Origin of the sequence: Stenotrophomonas maltophilia (assembly GCF_900186865.1) — a bacterium.
Classification (GTDB): domain Bacteria; phylum Pseudomonadota; class Gammaproteobacteria; order Xanthomonadales; family Xanthomonadaceae; genus Stenotrophomonas; species Stenotrophomonas maltophilia.
Map to the genome: position 1 here is coordinate 1,768,878 of NZ_LT906480.1, position 19,731 is coordinate 1,788,608.

Sequence of the window (19,731 nt, forward strand, 5' to 3'; positions counted from 1 at the left end):
CAGCTCCTTTCACCGGGATAGTCAGATCGCGGCCCGGGGGGCGCCAGTGTCCATGGAGCGTGTGCTTTCCCTCAAGGCTTCAGTAGTGCCTGCCTGGCGGGGAGCGTCCCGTGCTTCGGTCAACACCATCCTGAGCCTGTTGCCACTCAGGTCCATGTAGCCAGCGTGTGCGAGCACTCGGCCCAGCAGCTGCTCGTTTGCCAGCGCCTTTGCACGGCTTCCCAGTGATGCGTGGCGGTCCAGAAGAGCCACGCAGATGAAGGCACCACGCTTCCGGAAGGAGCTTCCGCAGCGGATACTGACCGAGATCTGTCCACACTCGCACTTCAATAGAAGCGAGACCGCATCGACCACGAGGCGATAGGCAGCAAGCTGCAGGCCGACCCCGAGTGCGCAGGGGTCACCCTTCAACCTCGGCTGGCCGATGCGATGCGTAGCATTCCATGCCTCGCGCACCCCGCCAGCCTGCAACGCCACGTACAGGCCCAGCTGTTCCAGGGCGGCGGGATAGATCATGCTGGCCTGGGCCCGGAACAGGCGCGAATGCACCTCCGAGGTATGCCGCAGGCTGTCGGCCACGGCGTGATGACCCTGCGCATGCAGCCAGTTCACCATTTCGTTCAGCGACAGGTCCATGCCATCGCCCAGCTGGCGCAGGTGTGCCGCGCGCTCACGCAGGTCCATCTCGCTGGCCAGGTGTGAATTCCGCGCAAGCTGCAGGGCCGCTCTGCCATCTTCCTCGCGCAACCGGTGCTGGTTCTGGAAGTGGGTGATGCGCGCGCCCAGCAACAGCAGGGCGATGCTGGCGATGGCCATGGCCTGCTGGGTAGCGAAGGTAGCCGGGTCGAACGCGGTCGGATGGTCGGCGGGGGTGCTGAGGCCAAGAATCATGTTGACGGCGGCGACACCGATGGCCGCACCGCGCCATCCCAGCAGGCAGGTCAGGGCGATCGCGGGAATAGGCAGGATCAACAGCAGCTGCAGCGAGCCGGGGGCCGTGATCGATGCCGGTACCGGCGTCGCCTGCAGGCCAATGACCAGCATGGCGCCGAGTGCTGCGACCGTGGCCGCGACAGACCCGGTTGTCCATTTTTCCTCGGCGCGGCGGATCCACAGCAATGCCAGGGGTGCCAGGATCAGGATGCCGGTGAAGTCGCCCAGCGCATAGCGCAATACGTTGGTGATGAATGACGCGTTCTGCAACGGCTCCCAGAGCAGGTACGAGATTCCCAGGTTGAGCAGACTGATGACCGTCGCGGCGCATACCGCAATGGAGATCACGCCGACGATCGTGGTGCGTGCCAGCAGTTTCCGGTGCAGGCGCACGATCAGCATCACGGCAGGCATCAGGAACACCGAGGCCAGGATTACCCAGGTCAGGTTGTATTTGCTGATCAGGGGGATGCGCAGATGCGCGAAGTAGGCGTATTCACCTATCAGCAGGTAGGGCCAAAGACGGGGCGGGCACAGCAACAGCGCGGCCACCCGCACGCCGGCAGGCAGGAAGAACTGGTCCAGTGACAGCTTGCGCGCACCCCAGCAGGCGAGGGCATAGAGCAGCGCCAGCGCCAGCCCTTCGGGGCTGACCCGTATCCTCACCAGCAGGCCGTCCTTCCACCACTGCATCCACGTGCTCCCCAGCTCCTGCGCCGATTATGTGGCTGGGAAGGGCCCCGCTACCACAACGCATCCCGCAGCTTGTACCACGACATCGCCGCCACCAGCAGGGGCGTGCGCAGCAGCCGGCCGCCGGGGAAGGGCGCATGCCGCAGGCGCTGGAACACGTCCAGACGCTCGCTCTGGCCGGCGATGGCGGCGGCGATCACCTCGCCGGCCAGTCCGGCGGCGGCCACCCCATGGCCGGAGAATCCCTGCGCGAAGTACAGGTTGCCGTCCAGCCGGCCCCAGTGCGGGGCGCGGTTGCGGGTGATGTCCACGTAGCCACCCCAGACCTGGTCCAGCACCACGTCGGCCAGCTGCGGGAAGACGTCGTGCATGCGTCGTTGCATCACCCCGCGCAGGCCGGGCGGGGGCAGTGCCGAGTAGCTGGCGCGGCCGCCGAACAGCAGGCGGTGGTCGTGGCTGAGGCGGAAGTAGTCCAGTGCCCAGGCGGTGTCGGCCACGGCCATGTTGTTGCCGATCAGGGCGCGGGCACGTTCTGCGCCCAGTGGCTCACTGGCACCGATATAGGTGCCCACCGGCATGATCCGCCGTTCCAGCTCGGGCAGCAGGCCCTGCAGCCAGGCATTGCCGGCCACCACCAGATGCGTGGCGCACACGCTGCCCTGGGCAGTGTGCAGGCTCGGCCGTGGCCCGCGCTGGATGCGCACGACGGGCGAATCCTCGTGGATGACCACACCTGCCGCGCGCGCTGCATCGGCCAGACCGCGTGCATACGCCAGCGGGTGCAGGTGTGCGCTGAGCGGGTCGAACATCGCGGCGCGGTAGCGCGGGCTGTCCAGCTGCGCGCGCAGAGTGTCACGGCTCCACCACTGCATGGGGTAGTCGTAGTGGCGTTGCAGGTGCTCGCAGTTGGCGTGCAGGTCACGCTCGTGGCGTTCACGGATGGCCACGCTGGCGTGGCCTTCCACCCAATGGCAGTCGATGCCGTGGCGATCGATACGTGTGCGCATTGCCTGCACCGCGTCGCGTGACCAGTCGAACAGGTGGCGCGCATCATCACGACCGAGCTGACGCTCCAGTTCGTCCACCTCGCAGCCATAGCCGACCAGCGCCTGGCCACCATTGCGACCGGACGCGCCCCAACCGATCCGCTGCGCGTCCAGTACCACCACGCGCTGGCCACGCGTAGCCAGTTCAAGTGCGGCGGTCAGGCCGGCATAACCCGCGCCGAGCACTGCGACATCGGCCTGAACCTCACCCTGCAGCGAGGGCAGTGCGGGCGGTTCGGGCAGGCTGTAGGCATACCAGCTGGGCGGGAAGGCGGCACTCACTGCAGGCCTCGCGGGCGCAGTGCGGGAGGGGGGAGCGGGGGAGAACGATCAGCATTCACCCGCGTAGTCTCGCCGATGCGTGACAGCCGTGGCGTGATGGCGAAGACTTGCCGCCTTCGTTGGCCGGCGGGTAACGTGTTCGCACGCCAAGGAGTTTTACCATGCGCCGCCTGCCCTGGGTGGGCCTGCCCACCGACAGTACCGTGCTCGGCCACCACCGTTTCGCGGTGGCTGGCGAGAAGTACGTGCGCGCGCTGGCCGAGGCCGCCGAAGTGACCCCGGTGGTACTGCCGAGCCTGCAGCCTCCCTTGCCGGCTGGCGACTGGCTGCAGGGGCTTGATGGCCTGCTGTTGACCGGCGCGGTCAGCAACATCGAACCGCAGCATTACGAGGGCGGCCGCAGCTGGCCGGGCAATCCGCATGACCCGGCCCGTGATGCCAATGCGTTCGCGCTGCTGCGCGAGGCGCTGGCGCTGGACCTGCCGGTACTGGCGATCTGCCGCGGCTTCCAGGAACTGAACGTCGCGCTGGGGGGCAGCCTGCATCCGCAGGTACACGCGGTGCCTGGCCTGACTGACCATCGCGAAGACCCACAGGCGCCGGTGGAGGTGCAGTACGGGCCGGCCCACGCGGTCACCCTGGTCGCCGATGGCTGGCTGGCGCAGTGGCAAGGCGGTGACCGCGCACAGGTCAATTCGGTTCACGGGCAGGGCATCGACCGACTGGCACACGGGCTGCAGGTCGAGGCAGTAGCCGATGATGGACTGGTCGAGGCAGCGCGCAGCCCACGCCATCGTTTCGTGCTCGGCGTACAGTGGCACCCGGAGTGGCGTGTCATGGACTCGCCGTTCTATCACGCTATTTTCCGTGCGTTCGGCCAAGCTTGCCGGCAGCACCAACAGAACCGACTGGATTCCCGATGAGTTCCCGAACGCGCCCGCGCAAGACGGCTACGCCCCCCGCACCGCAGGAAAGCAGCCTGCTGCGCTGGCTGAAGGAGCGGCGCATCACCGAGGTCGAATGCCTGGTCCCGGACATCACCGGCAACGCGCGCGGCAAGATCATTCCCGCCGACAAGTTCTCGCATGATTACGGTACGCGGCTGCCCGAAGGCATTTTCGCCACCACCGTCACCGGCGAGTTCCCTGATGACTACTACGAGCTGACCTCGCCGTCGGACTCGGACATGATGCTGCGTCCCGATCCGGACACGGTGCGCATGGTGCCGTGGGCGGCCGACGCCACCGCGCAGGTCATCCACGACTGTTACACCAAGAACGGTGAGCCGCACGAGCTGGCGCCACGCAACGTACTGCGCCGCGTGCTGGCGGCCTACGCCGAGCTGGGCCTGCGCCCGGTGGTGGCGCCGGAGCTTGAGTTCTTCCTGGTGCAGAAGAACACCGACCCGGACTTCCCGCTGCTGCCACCGGCCGGCCGCTCCGGGCGCCCGGAAACCGCGCGGCAGTCGTACTCGATCGATGCGGTCAACGAATTCGACCCGATCCTCGACCTGATGTACGACTACGCCGATGCGATGAAGCTGGATGTGGACACGCTGATCCACGAATCCGGTGCGGCGCAGCTGGAGGTCAACTTCACCCATGCCGATGCGATGGACCTGGCCGACCAGGTGTTCCTGTTCAAGCGCACCATGCGCGAGGCGGCGATGCGCCACGGCGTGTATGCCACCTTCCTGGCCAAGCCGATGGAGAACGAGCCGGGCAGTGCCATGCACATCCACCAGAGCCTGGTGCGGGTGAGCGACGGCAGCAATGTGTTCGCTGGCGACACCGATGCCGAAGGCGAGTTCAGCCCGGTGTTCGGCCACTATCTGGGCGGCCTGCAGAAGTACGCGCCGCAGGCGATGGCGTTCTTCGCGCCGAACGTGAATTCCTACCGCCGGCTGGTGTTCGGCGAAGTCTCGCCGAGCAACGTGCACTGGGGCTTCGACAACCGCACCTGTGGCCTGCGCGTGCCGCTGGACACGCCGGAAAACATGCGCGTGGAGAGCCGCTTCGCCGGTTCCGACGCCAACCCCTACCTGGCGATGGCGGCGACCCTGGCCTGCGGCCTGCTGGGCATCCGCGAGCGGTTGGCACCGGATGCGCCGGTGACCGGCAGCGCCAAGGAACTGGGCTACAACCTGCCGCGCTCGCTGGGCGAAGCGCTGGATGGGCTGGAGCAGTGCAGCGAACTGCAGGCCCTGCTGGGCGAGCGCTTCTGCCGGGCCTACATCTCGGTGAAGCGCAAGGAATACGAGACCTTTTTCCGTGTCATCAGCTCGTGGGAGCGCGAGTTCCTGCTGCTGAACGTCTGAGCATCCGGAATAGAAAAATCCGCCGCCGGGGGGTAGGCTGGCACCCGTCGCCGGCACCGCCGGCCCCCCTTCCCGCATTCTGGAGCACCCGATGAAGCTGCGTATCCTCACGCTCGGCCTGGCCTCCGCCATGCTCGCCGCCTGTGGCGGTGGCAATGGCGGCGCGCAGGACAGCCAGGTCCTGAACGTCTACAACTACAGCGATTACATCGCCGAGGACACCATCCCGACCTTCGAGAAGGAGAGCGGCATCAAGGTGACCTACGATGTGTTCGACAGCGATGAGATGGTCGAGACCAAGCTGCTGGCCGGCAACAGCGGCTACGACGTGGTGGTGCCGACCCTGAACTTCTTCGGTCGCCAGATCCAGGCCGGTGTGTTCCTGCCGCTGGACAAGAGCAAGATCCCGAACCTGGCCAATCTCGATCCGGCGGTGATGAAGCGCATCGCCACCCAGGACCCGGGCAACCAGTACGGCGTGCCGTACATGATCGGCACCACCGGCATCGGCTACAACGTGGAGATGCTGAAGCAGCGTTTCGGTGGCAGCACCGACATCGCCAACAGCTGGGACCTGGTGTTCAAGCCGGAGAACATCAGCAAGATGAAGGACTGCGGCGTGACCATCCTGGACACGCCGGCCGACATGATCCCGATCGCGCTGCATTACCTGGGCCTGGACCCGCACAGCGGTGACCCGGCCGAGCTGCAGAAGGCGGCCGACCTGCTGAAGTCGATCCGACCGTACGTGCAGAATTTCCACTCCTCGCAGTACGTGGGTTCGCTGGCCAATGGCGGCACCTGCCTGGTGGTCGGCTGGTCGGGTGACATCATCCAGGCCCGCGACCGCGCCGAGGAAGCCAGCAATGGCGTGCACGTGGCCTATTCGATCCCGAAGGAAGGCGCCCCGCAGTGGTTCGACATGCTGGCGATCCCGAAGGACGCCAAGCATCCGGAGGCCGCTTACGCCTTCATCAATTACCTGCTGCAGCCGAAGGTTGCCGCGGCCAACACCAACTTCATCCACTACGCCAACCCGGTGCCGACCGCGACCCCGCTGGTGGATGAGGCGATCCGTACCGACCCGACCATCTACCCGCCGGCCGACGTGGCCGCGAAGATGTTCACGTACTCGATCAACACGCCGGAGACCGACAAGCTCTACACCCGGCTGTGGACCGAGGTGAAGACCGGCCGTTGAGCCGGCCTGGTGCCGTCGGGTCATGCCCGGCGGCTGCCTTACCCAGGGTCGATGCCGGTACTCCCGCTTCGGCCCAGGTGCCGCAGGATGGCAGGCAGCAGGTCGCGCGCATCGCGACCGCCGTTGCACAGGAACGATGAACTCATCCGCTGCAGGTTGTGCATGCCGATGAAGAACAGCCCCGGTTGCGGGGAAACACCGAAGTCGCCGAGCGGGTAGCCATGTGCATCCAGCGCGCCCGGTACGTCGAGCCAGGGCCATTCGGCGACGAAGCCGGTGGCCAGCACCACCGAGCGGATGCCTTCCGCCTGCAGATCCAGTTCGCGCGGGGATGCGTCCGGTTCCCAGTGCAGATAGACCTCCTCCGGAATGTAGCGGGCATCGTCGGTGCGTGGCTCGGGACGCGTGGCGTAGTACGCGCTGGCCAGCGAATCAAGATAGGCGTACTCGGCCTGCGTGGCCTTGATCGCGGTACGCAGCTGCGGGCGCACATCGGCGAAGCGGGCGACGTTTCCATCGAAGCCCTGCAACCGGCCCAGCAGCCTGATGCCCGCGCGGTGCATCGCCAGCAGGCTGATCGAGCTGCCCAGGCCACCGTTTCCCTTGCCGGAAATAAGCGGGAACTCTGCGGTGCGGGCCTTGCGCAGTGCATCCGGTTCTCCGGCCAGTACGGCGGCCGCTTCACTCACATGCTGGTGGATGCGCCCGGCCATGTCCCACCAGGTCATCGAGTCCTTGCCGCGCAGCCGGCGGGTATGCGAATGGCGCTGGGCCAGTGACCAGTGCACGCTGCGACCGCTGTCGCGCAGGTCCTGGGCGATCTGCGCGCCGGACTGCCCACCCCCGATGACCAGCACGGCGCCATCGGGCAGCTGGCGGGCACTGCGGTAGTCGCCCGAGTGCAGCACGGTCAGGCCTGGCGCGGGCGCGAACGGGACCCGGGGCATCCGTGTGCGGCGGTATTCACCGGTGGCGACCACCACCGCGCGGGCATGGATCAGCCCCTGGCTGCTGTGGATGGCGTAGCCACCGGGCCCAGGCCCAACCCGATGCACCCCGCATCCCTCGTTGATCGGCAGGGAACGCTCGTGGGCATAGTCGCGGAGGTGCCGGATCACCTCCGGGGCGCCCATGAAGCCATCCGGGTCATCGCCGGCATAGGCATGACCATGCAGGGCCATCGTGGCGTTGGCGGTGTTGGTCTGGAACGACTCCCAGCGCCGCTGCCAGCTGGCGCCTACGGTTTCGGCCTCCAGCACGCGATGCTCGACGCCGGTCTCCTGCAGGAGCGCGCTGAGCGACAACCCGGCCTGGCCGGCACCGATGATGACCAGCGGCAGCCTTGCAGGCAGGGAGCCCGGCAGGCGGGGCGGGAAAGGGGAGGGGCTGTCCGGGGAAGTCACTAGGGTGGGTCCATGCAAGGCCTTGATCAGGGCCATTGCGCGGAGAACGCCCCGGGCCTTCAACAGATCCGGTTCTGAAAATCGTTGCAGATCGAGGCGTCGCCTGTGGTGTCTGGCCGGGACGACCGCAGGGTCGTCCCGGGGAGCCCGGGCCTTTGCGCGGGCAGGCCACCATGGCGGGGGAAAACCGACACTCCTGGGGCCCCCGGAGCCGGCCAGCGGCCGCTTCCGCCTGCCGCCGTCATATCCCCTGGGCCCCCCGGCCGTTAGAATGGCGGCCGCTGTCCACCGCCCGCTCCCGGAGCCCCCATGCCCGTTGAAGCCCAGCCGGTAGCCGCCGTCGTCGACACGACCGGTGTGCCCGGCTATCTCTCCATTCGTGACCTGCGCAAGGAATTCGACGGTTTCGTCGCCGTCGACGACGTCAACCTGGACGTGCGCAAGGGCGAGATCTTTGCCCTGCTCGGTGGCTCCGGCAGTGGCAAATCGACCCTGCTGCGCTGCTTGGGCGGCTTCGAGACGCCCACCAAGGGCAGCATCACCCTCGATGGCCAGCGCCTGGACGCGCTGCCGCCGTACCAGCGGCCGGTCAACATGATGTTCCAGTCCTATGCGCTGTTCCCGCACATGACGGTCGAGCAGAACATTGCCTTCGGCCTGAAGCAGGATGGCCTGGGCAAGGACGCGATCAGCAAGCGCGTCGGCGAGATGCTCGACCTGGTGCAGATGGGCCACCTGGGCAAGCGCAAGCCACACCAGCTGTCCGGCGGCCAGCAGCAGCGCGTGGCGCTGGCGCGGTCGCTGGCCAAGGGGCCGAAGCTGCTGCTGCTGGACGAGCCGATGGGCGCGCTGGACAAGAAGCTGCGCTCGCAGATGCAGCTGGAACTGGTCAGCATCATCGAATCGTCGGGCGTGACCTGCGTGATGGTCACCCACGACCAGGAAGAAGCGATGACCATGGCCACCCGCATCGCGGTGATGGATGCCGGCTGGATCCAGCAGGTCGGCAAGCCGGACGAGGTCTACGAGCAGCCGGCCAACCGCTTCGTCGCCGAGTTCATCGGTTCGGTCAACCTGTTCGACGGGGTGATCGACGAGGACCTGCCGGAGTACGTGACCGTACGCTCGCCGCTGTTCCCGGCGCCGATCTACATCGCCCATGGCATCACCGGTTATGAAGGGCAGCCGGTCGCGTTCGCGCTGCGCCCGGAGAAGGTGATGATCGGCAAGGACGAACCGGAAGGGCACACCAACAAGGCCCAGGGCGTGATCGAGGACATCGCCTACTTCGGCAGCCATTCGGTCTACCACGTGCGCCTGCCCAGCGGCGCCAAGGTGCTGGCCAACTTCGCCAATTCGCAGCGCTGGGCCAGTGATGGCCTCACCTGGGGCGACGAGGTGTGGGTGCACTGGCGCGACAACGACGGCGTGGTGCTCACCTCATGAGCACCGCCGGCCTGAAGCGCTGGCTGCCGGGGCTGCGTGCCACGGTGATCGGCATTCCGTACCTGTGGCTGCTGCTGTTCTTTGCAGTGCCGTTCCTGATCGTGCTGATGATCAGCTTCTCGCTCAGCCGGGTCGGCTCGCCGCCGTACACCTGGCTGTTGCAGTACGCCGACGGCGGTTTCTCGCTGAAGCTGAACCTGGAAAACTACCTGGCGCTGTTCCGCGATTCGATCTATGCGCAGGCGTTCCTGAGCTCGATCAGGATCGCGGCGATCTCGACCTTCCTGACCCTGCTGATCGGCTATCCGATGGCCTATGCCATCGCGCGCCTGTCGCCCGCCGCGCGCAACGTGGCGATGATGCTGGTGGTGCTGCCGTCGTGGACCTCGTTCCTGATCCGCGTGTATGCGTGGAAGGCGATCCTGGACCGCAATGGCCTGCTCGACCAGTTCCTGCAGTTCACCGGCCTGCAGACGCTGATGACGTCGATGGGCCTGCCGAAACTGCAGCTGATCGACACCCCGACCGCCGCCTACATCGGCATCGTCTACTGCTATCTGCCGTTCATGGTGCTGCCGCTGTACGCCAATCTGGTCAAACATGACCACCGCCTGCTGGAGGCGGCCTACGACCTCGGTGCCAGGCCGTGGCAGGCGTTCCTGCGCATCACCCTGCCGTTGTCCAAAGCGGGCATCATCGCCGGCTGCATGCTGGTGATGATTCCGGCCATTGGTGAATTCGTGATCCCGGAAATGTTGGGTGGCTCGGAGACGCTGATGGTGGGCCGCCAGCTGTGGAACGAGTTCTTCAACAACCGCAACTGGCCGGGTGCCTCGGCGATGGCGGTGGCGATGATCCTGTTGCTGCTGGTGCCGATCCTGCTGTTCAACCGTTCCCAGCAGCGCCTGCTGGAAGGGAAGCAGGCATGAGCCCGCGTAGCGCAAAGGGCCTGGGGCTGGGCGTGCTGCTGCTCGGCTTCGCCTTCCTGTACCTGCCGATCCTGCTGTTGATGTTCTATTCGTTCAACAGCTCGCGGCTGGCGATGGTCTGGGCCGGGTTCTCCACCCGTGCCTACAGCGACCTGTTCGCCGACCGCGCGCTGATGGATGCGATGTGGACCAGCCTGGTGGTGGCGTTCTGGACTGCCTGCACGGCCACCGTGCTGGGCACGCTGGCGGCGATGGTGATGACGCGCTTCAAGCGCTTCCGTGGCAAGCCGCTGTTCGGCGCGCTGGTGACCGCACCGCTGGTGATGCCGGATGTGATCCTGGGCTTCTCGCTGATGGCGCTGCTGGCCTCGATGGGCGCGATTCCCGGCTTCCCGGCACGCGGCCTGGCCACCATCTGGATCGCCCACGTCACCTTCACCCTGTGCTTCGTCACCGTGGTGGTGTCCTCGCGGCTGCAGGAAATGGACCTGTCGCTGGAAGAAGCGGCGATGGATCTGGGCGCCAGCCGGCTGACCGTGTTCGGCCGCATCACCCTGCCGATCATCGCGCCGGCGCTGGTGGCGGGCTGGCTGCTGGCGTTCACCCTGTCGCTGGATGACGTGGTGGTGGCCAGCTTTGTCGCCACGCCGGGCTCGACCACGCTGCCGATGAAGGTGTTCGCCTCGGTGCGCATGGGCATCAGCCCGAAGATCAACGCGTTGGCCACGCTGCTGGTGTCGGCGGTGTCGATCGCCGCGGTGATCGGCTGGTATATCAACGCCCGCGCCGAGAAGCGGCGCCAGCGCGACCTGCAGCTGGCGCGGCAGGACAACGGCTGAGGACACGGTCTGCCGACAACGCCGGCAACACCCGGCTCACAGCCGGCGGCGCACAATGGGGGTCTTCCAGATGGAGATCCCCCATGACCGTCGAGATCGTCGACCCGGCCACCGGACAGGTGACCTACCGCCATGAACTGATGGGCGCAGCCGACATCGAGCAGCGCCTGCAGGCCGCTGCCGATGCATTTCCGGGCTGGGCAGATCGCTCGCTGCAGGACCGCGGCGCCATCCTTCGCCAGATCGCCGCGCAGCTGCGCACGCGGCGCGACGACCTGCAGCAGGCGATGACCCACGAGATGGGCAAGCTCAAGGCCGAGGCGCTGGCCGAGGTCGACAAGTGCGCTGCCGCCTGCGAGTACTATGCCGATCACGCGGCCGACTATCTCAAGCCGCAGCTGATCGATACCGAAGCCCAGCGCAGCTACGTGCGCTACGAGCCGATCGGCTGCGTGTTCGCGGTGATGCCGTGGAATTTCCCGATCTGGCAGGTATTCCGTTTCCTGGCCCCGGCGTTCATGGCTGGCAACGTCGCCCTGCTCAAGCACGCCAGCAACGTGCCGCAGTGCGCCGACCTGATCCTGGCGGTGTGCCGTGACGGCGGCCTGCCTGATGGCGTGTTCGACGTGCTGCACATCGACAACGACCAGGCCGCCGGCGTGCTGCGCGACGCACGGGTGAAGGCGGCGACGCTGACCGGCAGCGAGCGGGCAGGGCGCTCGATCGCCTCCAATGCCGGCAGCCAGCTGAAGAAGTCGGTGATGGAGCTGGGTGGCAGCGATGCCTTCGTGGTGCTCGACGATGCCGACCTCGACAAGACCGTGGCCGCGGCAGTGAAGTCGCGCTTCGACAACAGCGGGCAGACCTGCATCGCGGCCAAGCGCTTCATCGTGGTCGAGGCGGTGGCCGATGAATTCACCCGTCGCTTTGTACAGGCGGCGGGCGAGCGCCAGTACGGCGATCCCGATGAGCGCGGTACCACGCTGGCGCCGATGGCTCGCGCCGACCTGCGTGACGAACTGCACAAGCAGGTGCAGGCCAGCGTGTCCAAGGGCGCGCGGGTGCTGATCGGTGGTGAGCCGATTGCCGGCACCCATGCCGGCTATCCGGCCACGGTGCTCGACCAGGTCGGCCCGGGCATGCCGGCGTATGACGAGGAGCTGTTCGGGCCGGTGGCCGCAGTGATCCGGGTCAAGGATGAGGCCGAGGCACTGCGCGTGGCCAACGACACCCGCTTCGGCCTGGGCGGCAGCGTGTGGACCGGCGATCCGGTACGCGGCGAGCGCTTCGCGCAGCGCATGGAATGCGGTGCGGCGTTCGTCAACGCCATCGTCAAGAGCGACGCGCGGCTGCCGTTCGGCGGCAGCAAGCAGTCAGGCTTTGGTCGGGAGCTGGCCGACCATGGCATCCATGAGTTCATGAACATCAAGACCGTCTACGTGGCTTGATCCCGAACGGTAGTGCCGGCCGCTGGCCGGCATTGCCGGGTTGCCGGCCAGCGGCCGGCACTACCAGAAGCGGGGCATGTGCCACGACCAACGGTCGTGGCCTACCGTTTTTGGTGGGTATCGACCGTTGGTCGATACGCGCTACAACCACTTCGCGCGCTTGAACAACCGATACAGCCCCACGCACACACCGCCCACGCCAACGATCATCAGCGGGTACGACCAGGGTTCGCTCAGCTCCGGCATGTGACTGAAGTTCATGCCGTACCAGCTGGTGATCAGCGTCGGCGCGGCGAGCAGCGCAGCCCAGGCGCCCAGCCGCTTGACCGTCTCGCCCTGCGCCAGTGTCACCAGCGAAAGGTTCACGCTCAGCGCGGTGCCCAGCATCTCGCGCAGGGTGTCGATCACATCGCTGATGCGCACCGCATGGTCATGCACGTCACGCACGTAGAGCTTCACTTCATCGGGAATCAGTTCGCCCTGGTAGCGGCGCAGCTGCGCCAGCACGTCCTGCAACGGCGCCACCGCCATCCGCATCTTGTTCAGTTCGCGCTTGAGCTCGTACAGCCGCACCACCGTGCTGCGCTTGTAGGTGTCGGCGAAGATGTCCTTTTCCAGGAGGTCCAGGGTGTCGCGGAAGCGGTGCACGATCGGCAGGTAGTTGTCGACCACGAAGTCGGTCACCGCGTACAGGCAGTACGACGGACCCATCTTCAGCAGCTGCGGCTCACGCTCGACGCGTGCGCGCACCGGTGCGTAGGACAGCGAGGCGCCGTGGCGGACCGTCACCAGGAAGCGCGGGCCGAGGAAGGCATGGGTTTCGCCATACTGGATGCGTTCGTCGACCATCTGCGCGGTGGTCACCACCACGAACAACGAGCTGCCATAGGTCTCGACCTTGGGCCGTTGGTGCGCATTGCGCGCATCCTCGATGGCCAGGTCGTGCAGGCAGAATTCTTCCTGCAGTTTCAGCAGCACGTCTTCGTTGGGGTCGTACAGGCCGACCCAGACGAAGCCGTTGCCGCTGGCAATGACATCGCTGATGGCATCCAGGCTGATGTCGTGGCGCTTGCCCTCGTCATCGTAGTGGACGCAGTTGATGACGCAGGTAGGGTTGGCCGAAGCGGGGGCGGAAGCGGAGGCGGGCAATGACATGCCCGCCATCGTGCGTCAGGGCCGTGTTTCGGACAAGTGAGGACGACGCGCCAGCACCCACGCCAGTGCCATGTGCACCGGCAGCAGCAGCACGATCCACTGCACGTTGTACTGCGCCTGCAGGCTCAGCCAGTGCAGCACCAGCGCGGCCACCGCCTGTACCGCCAGCAGCCACAGCACGATCCTGAACATGCGTCCCGGCACGCGCCGGCGCAGCAGTGCGATCGCGCCCGGCAGCAGCAGCACGGCCAGTGGCGAAAGCAGCAGCAGGTTGCGGTTGGCCCATGCGGCGTAGTGGATGCTGAAGCCCCACAGGAACACCAGCACGCCACCGAACAGGGCGCACAGCAGCCAGAACGGCAGGGCCAGCCCGGCCAGCAGGCGCGGGCGGTCGCGCAGCGCCAGCACGCCAGCGGCGATCACCAGGCCACACAGCAGCCACGGCCACCAGCGGCGTGCGAACTCCTTCGGCTCCGGATCGATACGGTGCGGCAACAGTTCCTGTTCGGACTGCACCAGCGGCCGGCCATCGCTGTTGCGTGCCTGGCGCAGGGCATCGGCCAGGCGCATCGGCACGAACGCTTCCTGCCAGCGCGACAGCGGCTGGTCGGCGAACGGTCCGAGGCCTACATCGAAGCCCAGCCACATCCATGGTGCCGGCGAGGCCAGACGGACCGATTCACTGCGATAGGTGTTGCCACGCGAGCGCCCCGACAGCTGCGACTGCAGGCCGCCGCCGAGCGCCTTGTCCAGCGTGTCGCGCACCATCGTGGCGCAGTTGGCGGTGTAGTAATCGTAGTGGTAACGCGCGTTTTCCGGCTTGGCCCGCTCGGCCAGGCCGGCGGCCAGCGAGCGCGCCTGGTCCGGGCGCAGGTCCAGCCATTGCACGCTGGCGCCACGGCCGGTCTCGTCGTAGTACGACAGGTCCTGCTGCAGCGGCAGCGCCACCAGGTAGTACATCATGTCGCCGCGCGCGAAGCGGCTGATGAAATCGTCCTCGGACGGATCGAAGTAGCCGAAGTTGTACGAGGTCGCTTCACCGCTGAGCGGATCGACCACCACGATGGCGTCATGGCCGAAGCGTTCGAAGAACACCGTGCCCGGCTGCATGGTCACCACGCCGATGCGCGGAGCAGGGGCTTCAGCGCTGGCCGCGGGCACGGCAGGTATGGCCGGCGCCGGCTGCGCGAAGGCGGCCAGCGGCAGGGCCAAGGCCAGCACGTAGAGTGCCAGCCACACCATGAGGATCAGGCCGCGGCGCTTCAAGCGTCGTCCTGCGCGTCCGGCGGCAGCACGGTCACGTGGAAGGCCTGTACCCGGCGCGCATCGGCGCGGGCCACGCGGAACATGAAGCGGTCCAGCGCCAGCTCGTCACCGACTTCCGGCAGGTGGCCCACGGCCTCGGTGACCAGGCCGCCGATGGTGTCGTAGTCCTCGTCGGAGAACGTCGCGCCGAAACGCTCGTTGAAGTCGCCGATCGGGGTCAGCGCGTCGACCACGTACTGGCCGTCGGACTGGATCGCGATCTGCGCCGAGGGATCCTCGGCCTCGTCATGCTCATCGTCGATCTCGCCGACGATCTGTTCCAGCACGTCCTCGATGGTGACCAGGCCGGCGACACCGCCGTACTCGTCCACCACGATGGCCATGTGGTTGCGCGACAGGCGGAACTCCTTCAGCAGCACGTTGAGCTTCTTCGCTTCCGGGATCAGGACCGCCGGGCGCAGCAGCTCGCGCACGTTGGCCGGACCGTTGTCGGCGACCACGCCGCGCAGCAGGTCCTTGGCCAGCAGGATGCCAAGGATGTCGTCCTTGTTCTCGCCGTGCACCGGGAAGCGTGAATGGCCGGATTCGACCACCTGCTTCATCAGTTCCAGGAAGGGCGCTTCAACCGGCAGCGAGACCATCTGCGAGCGCGAGATCATCACGTCCCCCACGGTCAGCTCGGCCACCGAAATGGCGCCTTCCATCATCTTCAGGGTATCGGCGGCGATCAGACCCTCTTCCTGCGCGGTGTGCAGGACAGCGACCAGCTCGTCGCGGGTATGGGGTTCGCCGGAGAAGGCGGAGGTCAGGCGTTCAAGCCAGCCGCGCTTCTTTTCACTGTGCTCCGCAGGGGAGCTACTACTGTCGTCTTCTGACATCTCTGGAAAAAAGGCACCCGGCAGGCCGGGCGTTGACCCAAGTCTAGCAGGATGTGACGGCCTGTCAGTGACTGCCGGTGGCCGGGGCTGGGGCGGCTGCGGCCGGCTTCTCTTCGGGCAGGTCCAGGCTGTAGGTGCAGCCGGCCAGGGTCTTGCCCGGGTGGGAGGCCACGGTGGAGACGCTGAGGATGATCGACTCGATCTGGGCCTCGCCGGTCTTCGGGTCAGTCACGTCGCGGCTGACCAGCTCGCGGCCGGCCATGAACTTGCCGTCCTGGTCGTAGCCGGTCTCCAATTCCAGCCGTTTGGCCAGTGGGCGTGGGTCGGCCTGGTCGAGGACGGCCATGACGCTGGCGCCGGCCACCGCCACCCGATCGGTCTGTTGGCCGAAGACGGTGATCGGGCTGGCCAGCCGGAACTCGCTCATGAACTGGTTGCCCTGCGGCAGCGGCTGCAGGCCCTGGGCCACGGCCTTCAGCGGATCGGCCAGCAGCGGCGCCAGCGCGGCCTGCTCGGCCACGCCCTGGCGGCATTCGATCAGGGCCGGCAGGTCCAGGCGGGTGGCGAAGGCGGAGGGAGCGGCGAGGGCACAGAGCAGGGGCAGACAGCAGCGCAGTGACACGGTCGGTTTCCGCAGGCGAGGGGCCGCCATCATAGCCCCGGCGAGCGTCGGAACAGCCCGCTGAGAAGGCGCAGGAAACCGGTCATCGCCCGCCGTACGACCATCAGTGAGAGAGTCAGCACGACCGCAAGCATGGCGACCTGCATCGATTGCCCCGCGATGCGCGCCACCGCCGGCCACAGGCCCGGGCTGGTCAGCCAGGGCATCAGTTCCGCCGCGGCTGTCCTGGCCACTTTCATGTAGATCACGGCCAGCACGAACAGCACCAGCAGCGAGGTGCGGCTGGCGTGGAAGAACGGCAGTGCATTGACCGGCCTGCCAAACCGCTGCTGCAGCAGCGTTCGCCACAGCACTGGCAAGGTCAAGGCACCGACCAGTATCAGCACCATCGACGTTTCCCACAGCCCTGGCAGGTGGGCGGGTTCCGCTCTACCTGTGAAGTGCGGGCCGAACATGCCGATCGCCAGCCCGGCCAGCAGGCACACGGGCGACAGCAGGGCCAGGCTGCGCAGCAGCCAGTGCCTGCCGCTGGGGGCGCGGGCGCTGATGCGGCGCACGGTGTGAGCGCCCAGCACCAGCAGGCCCGCGAGCAGGCCGGCGGCCATCGCAAACGTCGTGAAGCTGTTCCCTGGGTTCATCCTTTTTCCTTCCGCGTCCTGGCCGGTGTTGAACAGTAGCTCAGCGCATGGCTGGCACTCCAGCCGTGGCGCAGTCAGGGCGGACTCCAGCGCGTGGTCGCTGGGTACCAGCGCAGCCTGACCGGGTAGCCCAGTCGCGCCTGCAGGTGGTCACGCACGGCCGCCGCCGTCGCGCGGTTGGCTGGGGTATCCCGCAGCTCCACCTCCAGCTCCCCGGTCTTGACATCCAGGCCATGGCCGAACAGGTCGGGCAGCTGGGCCCGCAGCCAGTCCTGCTGTGCGTGCAGGCGGCGCGTCATCTCCGCTTCGGTCATCGCGGCGCCGGTGATGTAGCGCACACGTTGCGGGCCATCCGCCCCTGGATGTGTCTCATCGGCCTCGGGTGCGGCGCCTGTCAGTCGCACGACAACGTTCCAGCCCCTCGCATTGTCCACCCAGATGCCGGCCAGACGTGCCGCGTGCCGCGCTTCCAGGCGCTCGATCAGTGCCCGTTGCTGGGCAGTGGCGACGATGTTGCGGGTGTCGCGCTCGCTGCTGCCGAAGAACGCCCTTAGTTCGGCGATCTTTGCGGCGATGTCGGCCTCGCTGTCGCTGGCGGGGAACGGTGAGGGACGGTCAGGATCGGGCATCAGGCCTGCCCCGGACTGCAGTAGCGCGGCAAGCACAAGTGCGGGCAGGGTCATGCTGCGCTCCTCTTCCGTGAGTGCGTGGGCTCGGAACAGGGCCCGGTGTCAGCGCTCGCCCGCGTAGGGGTCGTCGATGCCCAGCTCGGCCAGGATCTCCCGTTCCAGCTGTTCCATCGCTTCGGCTTCCTTGTCGTCCTCGTGGTCCCAGCCGAGCAGGTGCAGCACGCCGTGCACGGTCAGGTGCGCGTAGTGGGCGTTGAGCGCCTTGCCCTGTTCGTCGGCCTCCCGCGCTACGACCGGTGCACAGATCACCAGATCGCCGAGCAGCGGGAACTTGACGCCCTTGGGCAGGCCTTCGGGCACTTCGGCCGGGAAGCTGAGCACGTTGGTGGCGTAGTCCTTGCCACGGTAGTGGCGGTTCAACGACTGGCCTTCCTTGGCGTCGACCACGCGGATGGCCAGGTCGGCCTCGCGGATGCGGCCCTTCAGCGCGGCAGCCACCCACTTGCGGAAGCTCACTGCCGCCGGCAGGCCGGCACGTGGCAGGGCATAACTGACGGCGACGTCCAGTCGCACGGGACCACGGGTCATGGAGTTGCTCCAGGTTGGATCTGATGCAGGTCGCGGCGGTCGTAGGCGCTGACGATACGCGCCACCAGCGGGTGGCGGACCACGTCGCGGGATTCGAAGAAGGTGAAGCTGACACCCTGCACGTCGCGCAGCACATCGATGGCATCGCGCAGGCCCGACTTCACGTGCTTGGGCAGGTCGGTCTGGGTCAGGTCACCGGTGACCACCGCGGTGGAGCCGTAGCCGAGGCGGGTCAGGAACATCTTCATCTGCTCGATGGTGGTGTTCTGTGCTTCGTCCAGGATCACGAACGCATCGTTGAGCGTGCGGCCGCGCATATAGGCCAGCGGCGCGATCTCGATGACGTTCCTTTCCAGCAGCTTGACCACCTTTTCCACGCCCATCATTTCGTACAGGGCGTCGTACAGCGGTCGCAGATAGGGATCGACCTTCTGGCTCAGGTCGCCGGGCAGGAAGCCCAGCTTCTCGCCGGCTTCCACCGCGGGGCGGACCAGGATCAGCCGCTGCACCCGCGATTCGTTCAGCGCTTCGACCGCGCTGGCCACGGCCAGGAAGGTCTTGCCGGTGCCGGCCGGCCCGATGCCGAAGTTGATGTCGTGGGTTGCGATCTGGTGCAGGTAGCGGGCCTGGTTGGCACCGCGCCCGCGTACCGTGCCGCGCTTGACCTTGATCGCCACCTCCTGCGCTTCGTAGGAGCGCTCGGCGATCTGCTCGACATTGGCCTGCGCCAGGCGCAGGTGGATGGCGTGGTTGTCGAAGGTGGTTTCGCCGGCTTCGGCGTACAGCGCTTCAACCAGCTTCTGCGCCTCGACGATGGCTTCGTTCGGCCCGCTGATGCGGAACACGAAGCCACGGTTGGCGATTTCCACGCCGAGTTTCAGTTCGATCTGCCGCAGGTGCCCGTCGAACGGGCCACACAGGTTGGCCAGCCGTTCGTTGTCTTCCGGCGACAGGGTGAAGTCTCGATGCTCGATGCTTTTCATTGCTTCGGGTGGGGCGGACGCCTTCCACCGCAGTGTATTCAGGGGAGACAAGGGTAGCGCGCGTGCGGGGCACACGGCCAGCAGACGGTCGATACAGCGTTTTCCACACCCGGTGTGGACGGGGGGCGCGAAAACCTGTGGATAGACCTTCGCAATGCTTGTGCCACAAGGCCCATGAGGTCCTGGTGAAAAAAACGTCATGGTCGCTCGTCGCTTCGGCAGCACTGCCACGGGGGCCTGCACGGGGGCATTCATCGTGACGACAGTGCAGGTTTCGTTGCCGGGTGAGCAACAAAGCTGGGCGCTGGCGGATTTCCACAACGGTTGTGGAATGATGCCGAATCAACCTGTGGATAGGTGGTGCGGAGCCTTGCAGCAAAAGGCGTGCCGGCGCGTGGCGAAAAAACCGCCAGGGCTGATCGGAATCATTGAGGG

General features: G+C 66.8%; 18 protein-coding genes. 7 read left to right on the forward strand and 11 right to left on the reverse strand.

The window, feature by feature from the left end; genetic code table 11:
- Positions 1–21: 21 nt before the first annotated feature.
- Complete coding sequence (locus tag CKW06_RS08455) at positions 22–1,626, reverse strand: MASE1 domain-containing protein (protein WP_024957172.1); 1,605 nt, start codon at positions 1,624–1,626, stop codon at positions 22–24.
- A 50-nt stretch (positions 1,627–1,676) separates the two neighbouring features.
- Positions 1,677–2,954 carry an NAD(P)/FAD-dependent oxidoreductase gene (locus CKW06_RS08460; protein ID WP_024957171.1) on the reverse strand — a complete coding sequence of 426 codons (1,278 nt, stop codon included), beginning with the start codon at positions 2,952–2,954 and terminating at the stop codon, positions 1,677–1,679.
- A gap of 161 nt (positions 2,955–3,115) precedes the next feature.
- On the opposite strand from CKW06_RS08460, the gene CKW06_RS08465 reads away from it, so the two are divergent.
- The 3 genes from CKW06_RS08465 to CKW06_RS08475 all read left to right on the forward strand — a co-directional run bounded on the left by CKW06_RS08465 (position 3,116) and on the right by CKW06_RS08475 (position 6,472).
- Positions 3,116–3,877 (forward strand): gamma-glutamyl-gamma-aminobutyrate hydrolase family protein, encoded by a 762-nt coding sequence (locus tag CKW06_RS08465; RefSeq protein ID WP_024957170.1) that lies wholly within the window; start codon positions 3,116–3,118, stop codon positions 3,875–3,877.
- Positions 3,874–5,271: a glutamine synthetase family protein gene (locus tag CKW06_RS08470; RefSeq protein ID WP_005408818.1), complete on the forward strand. Its 1,398-nt coding sequence runs from the start codon at positions 3,874–3,876 to the stop codon at positions 5,269–5,271. The genes CKW06_RS08465 and CKW06_RS08470 overlap by 4 nt, the downstream gene beginning before the upstream one ends.
- 91 nt (positions 5,272–5,362) lie before the next feature.
- Entirely contained in the window at positions 5,363–6,472 is a 1,110-nt protein-coding gene (locus CKW06_RS08475; protein ID WP_005408819.1) for a polyamine ABC transporter substrate-binding protein, read from the forward strand.
- Between the two features lie 38 nt (positions 6,473–6,510).
- On the opposite strand, the gene CKW06_RS08480 is transcribed toward CKW06_RS08475, so the two are convergent.
- The gene (locus CKW06_RS08480) at positions 6,511–7,911 is read right to left on the reverse strand and encodes a flavin-containing monooxygenase (RefSeq protein WP_038645801.1); all 1,401 of its coding nucleotides are present in this window, start codon (positions 7,909–7,911) and stop codon (positions 6,511–6,513) included.
- A 273-nt stretch (positions 7,912–8,184) separates the two neighbouring features.
- Between CKW06_RS08480 and CKW06_RS08485 the strand changes: the two genes are divergently transcribed.
- The 4 genes from CKW06_RS08485 (at position 8,185) to CKW06_RS08500 (ending at position 12,537) form a co-directional block, all read left to right on the forward strand.
- Entirely contained in the window at positions 8,185–9,321 is a 1,137-nt protein-coding gene (locus CKW06_RS08485) for an ABC transporter ATP-binding protein (RefSeq protein ID WP_033834728.1), read from the forward strand.
- The gene (locus CKW06_RS08490) at positions 9,318–10,250 is read left to right on the forward strand and encodes an ABC transporter permease subunit (RefSeq protein ID WP_024956568.1); all 933 of its coding nucleotides are present in this window, start codon (positions 9,318–9,320) and stop codon (positions 10,248–10,250) included. Before CKW06_RS08485 ends, CKW06_RS08490 begins: the two co-directional genes overlap by 4 nt.
- Positions 10,247–11,089, forward strand: a complete 843-nt coding sequence (locus CKW06_RS08495; RefSeq protein ID WP_005408823.1) for an ABC transporter permease subunit — start codon at positions 10,247–10,249, stop codon at positions 11,087–11,089. The genes CKW06_RS08490 and CKW06_RS08495 overlap by 4 nt, the downstream gene beginning before the upstream one ends.
- Positions 11,090–11,172: 83 nt before the next feature.
- On the forward strand, positions 11,173–12,537 hold the full coding sequence (locus tag CKW06_RS08500; protein ID WP_024956569.1) for an NAD-dependent succinate-semialdehyde dehydrogenase: 1,365 nt from the start codon (positions 11,173–11,175) through the stop codon (positions 12,535–12,537).
- A gap of 141 nt (positions 12,538–12,678) precedes the next feature.
- Here the strand turns inward: CKW06_RS08500 and CKW06_RS08505 are convergent, their stop codons facing one another.
- From CKW06_RS08505 to CKW06_RS08540, 8 genes are all read right to left on the reverse strand, one after another.
- Positions 12,679–13,701, reverse strand: coding sequence for a magnesium and cobalt transport protein CorA (locus CKW06_RS08505; RefSeq protein ID WP_024956570.1), 1,023 nt, complete (start codon positions 13,699–13,701; stop codon positions 12,679–12,681).
- Positions 13,702–13,707: 6 nt separating this feature from the next.
- Positions 13,708–14,958, reverse strand: coding sequence for a lipoprotein N-acyltransferase Lnb domain-containing protein (locus tag CKW06_RS08510; RefSeq protein ID WP_024956571.1), 1,251 nt, complete (start codon positions 14,956–14,958; stop codon positions 13,708–13,710).
- Positions 14,955–15,836, reverse strand: coding sequence for a CorC family transporter (locus CKW06_RS08515; protein ID WP_005408827.1), 882 nt, complete (start codon positions 15,834–15,836; stop codon positions 14,955–14,957). Before CKW06_RS08515 ends, CKW06_RS08510 begins: the two co-directional genes overlap by 4 nt.
- A 64-nt stretch (positions 15,837–15,900) precedes the next feature.
- A complete protein-coding gene (locus CKW06_RS08520) occupies positions 15,901–16,488 on the reverse strand; it encodes a hypothetical protein (protein WP_169448767.1) in 588 nt (195 codons plus the stop codon).
- The gene (locus CKW06_RS08525; protein ID WP_024956573.1) at positions 16,488–17,096 is read right to left on the reverse strand and encodes a hypothetical protein; all 609 of its coding nucleotides are present in this window, start codon (positions 17,094–17,096) and stop codon (positions 16,488–16,490) included. The genes CKW06_RS08520 and CKW06_RS08525 overlap by 1 nt, the downstream gene beginning before the upstream one ends.
- Positions 17,097–17,170: 74 nt before the next feature.
- Positions 17,171–17,779 carry a hypothetical protein gene (locus CKW06_RS08530; protein WP_024956574.1) on the reverse strand — a complete coding sequence of 203 codons (609 nt, stop codon included), beginning with the start codon at positions 17,777–17,779 and terminating at the stop codon, positions 17,171–17,173.
- Between the two features lie 48 nt (positions 17,780–17,827).
- Entirely contained in the window at positions 17,828–18,313 is a 486-nt protein-coding gene (gene ybeY, locus CKW06_RS08535) for an rRNA maturation RNase YbeY (RefSeq protein ID WP_005408831.1), read from the reverse strand.
- The gene (locus CKW06_RS08540; protein WP_024956575.1) at positions 18,310–19,296 is read right to left on the reverse strand and encodes a PhoH family protein; all 987 of its coding nucleotides are present in this window, start codon (positions 19,294–19,296) and stop codon (positions 18,310–18,312) included. Before CKW06_RS08540 ends, ybeY begins: the two co-directional genes overlap by 4 nt.
- Positions 19,297–19,731: the final 435 nt, after the last annotated feature.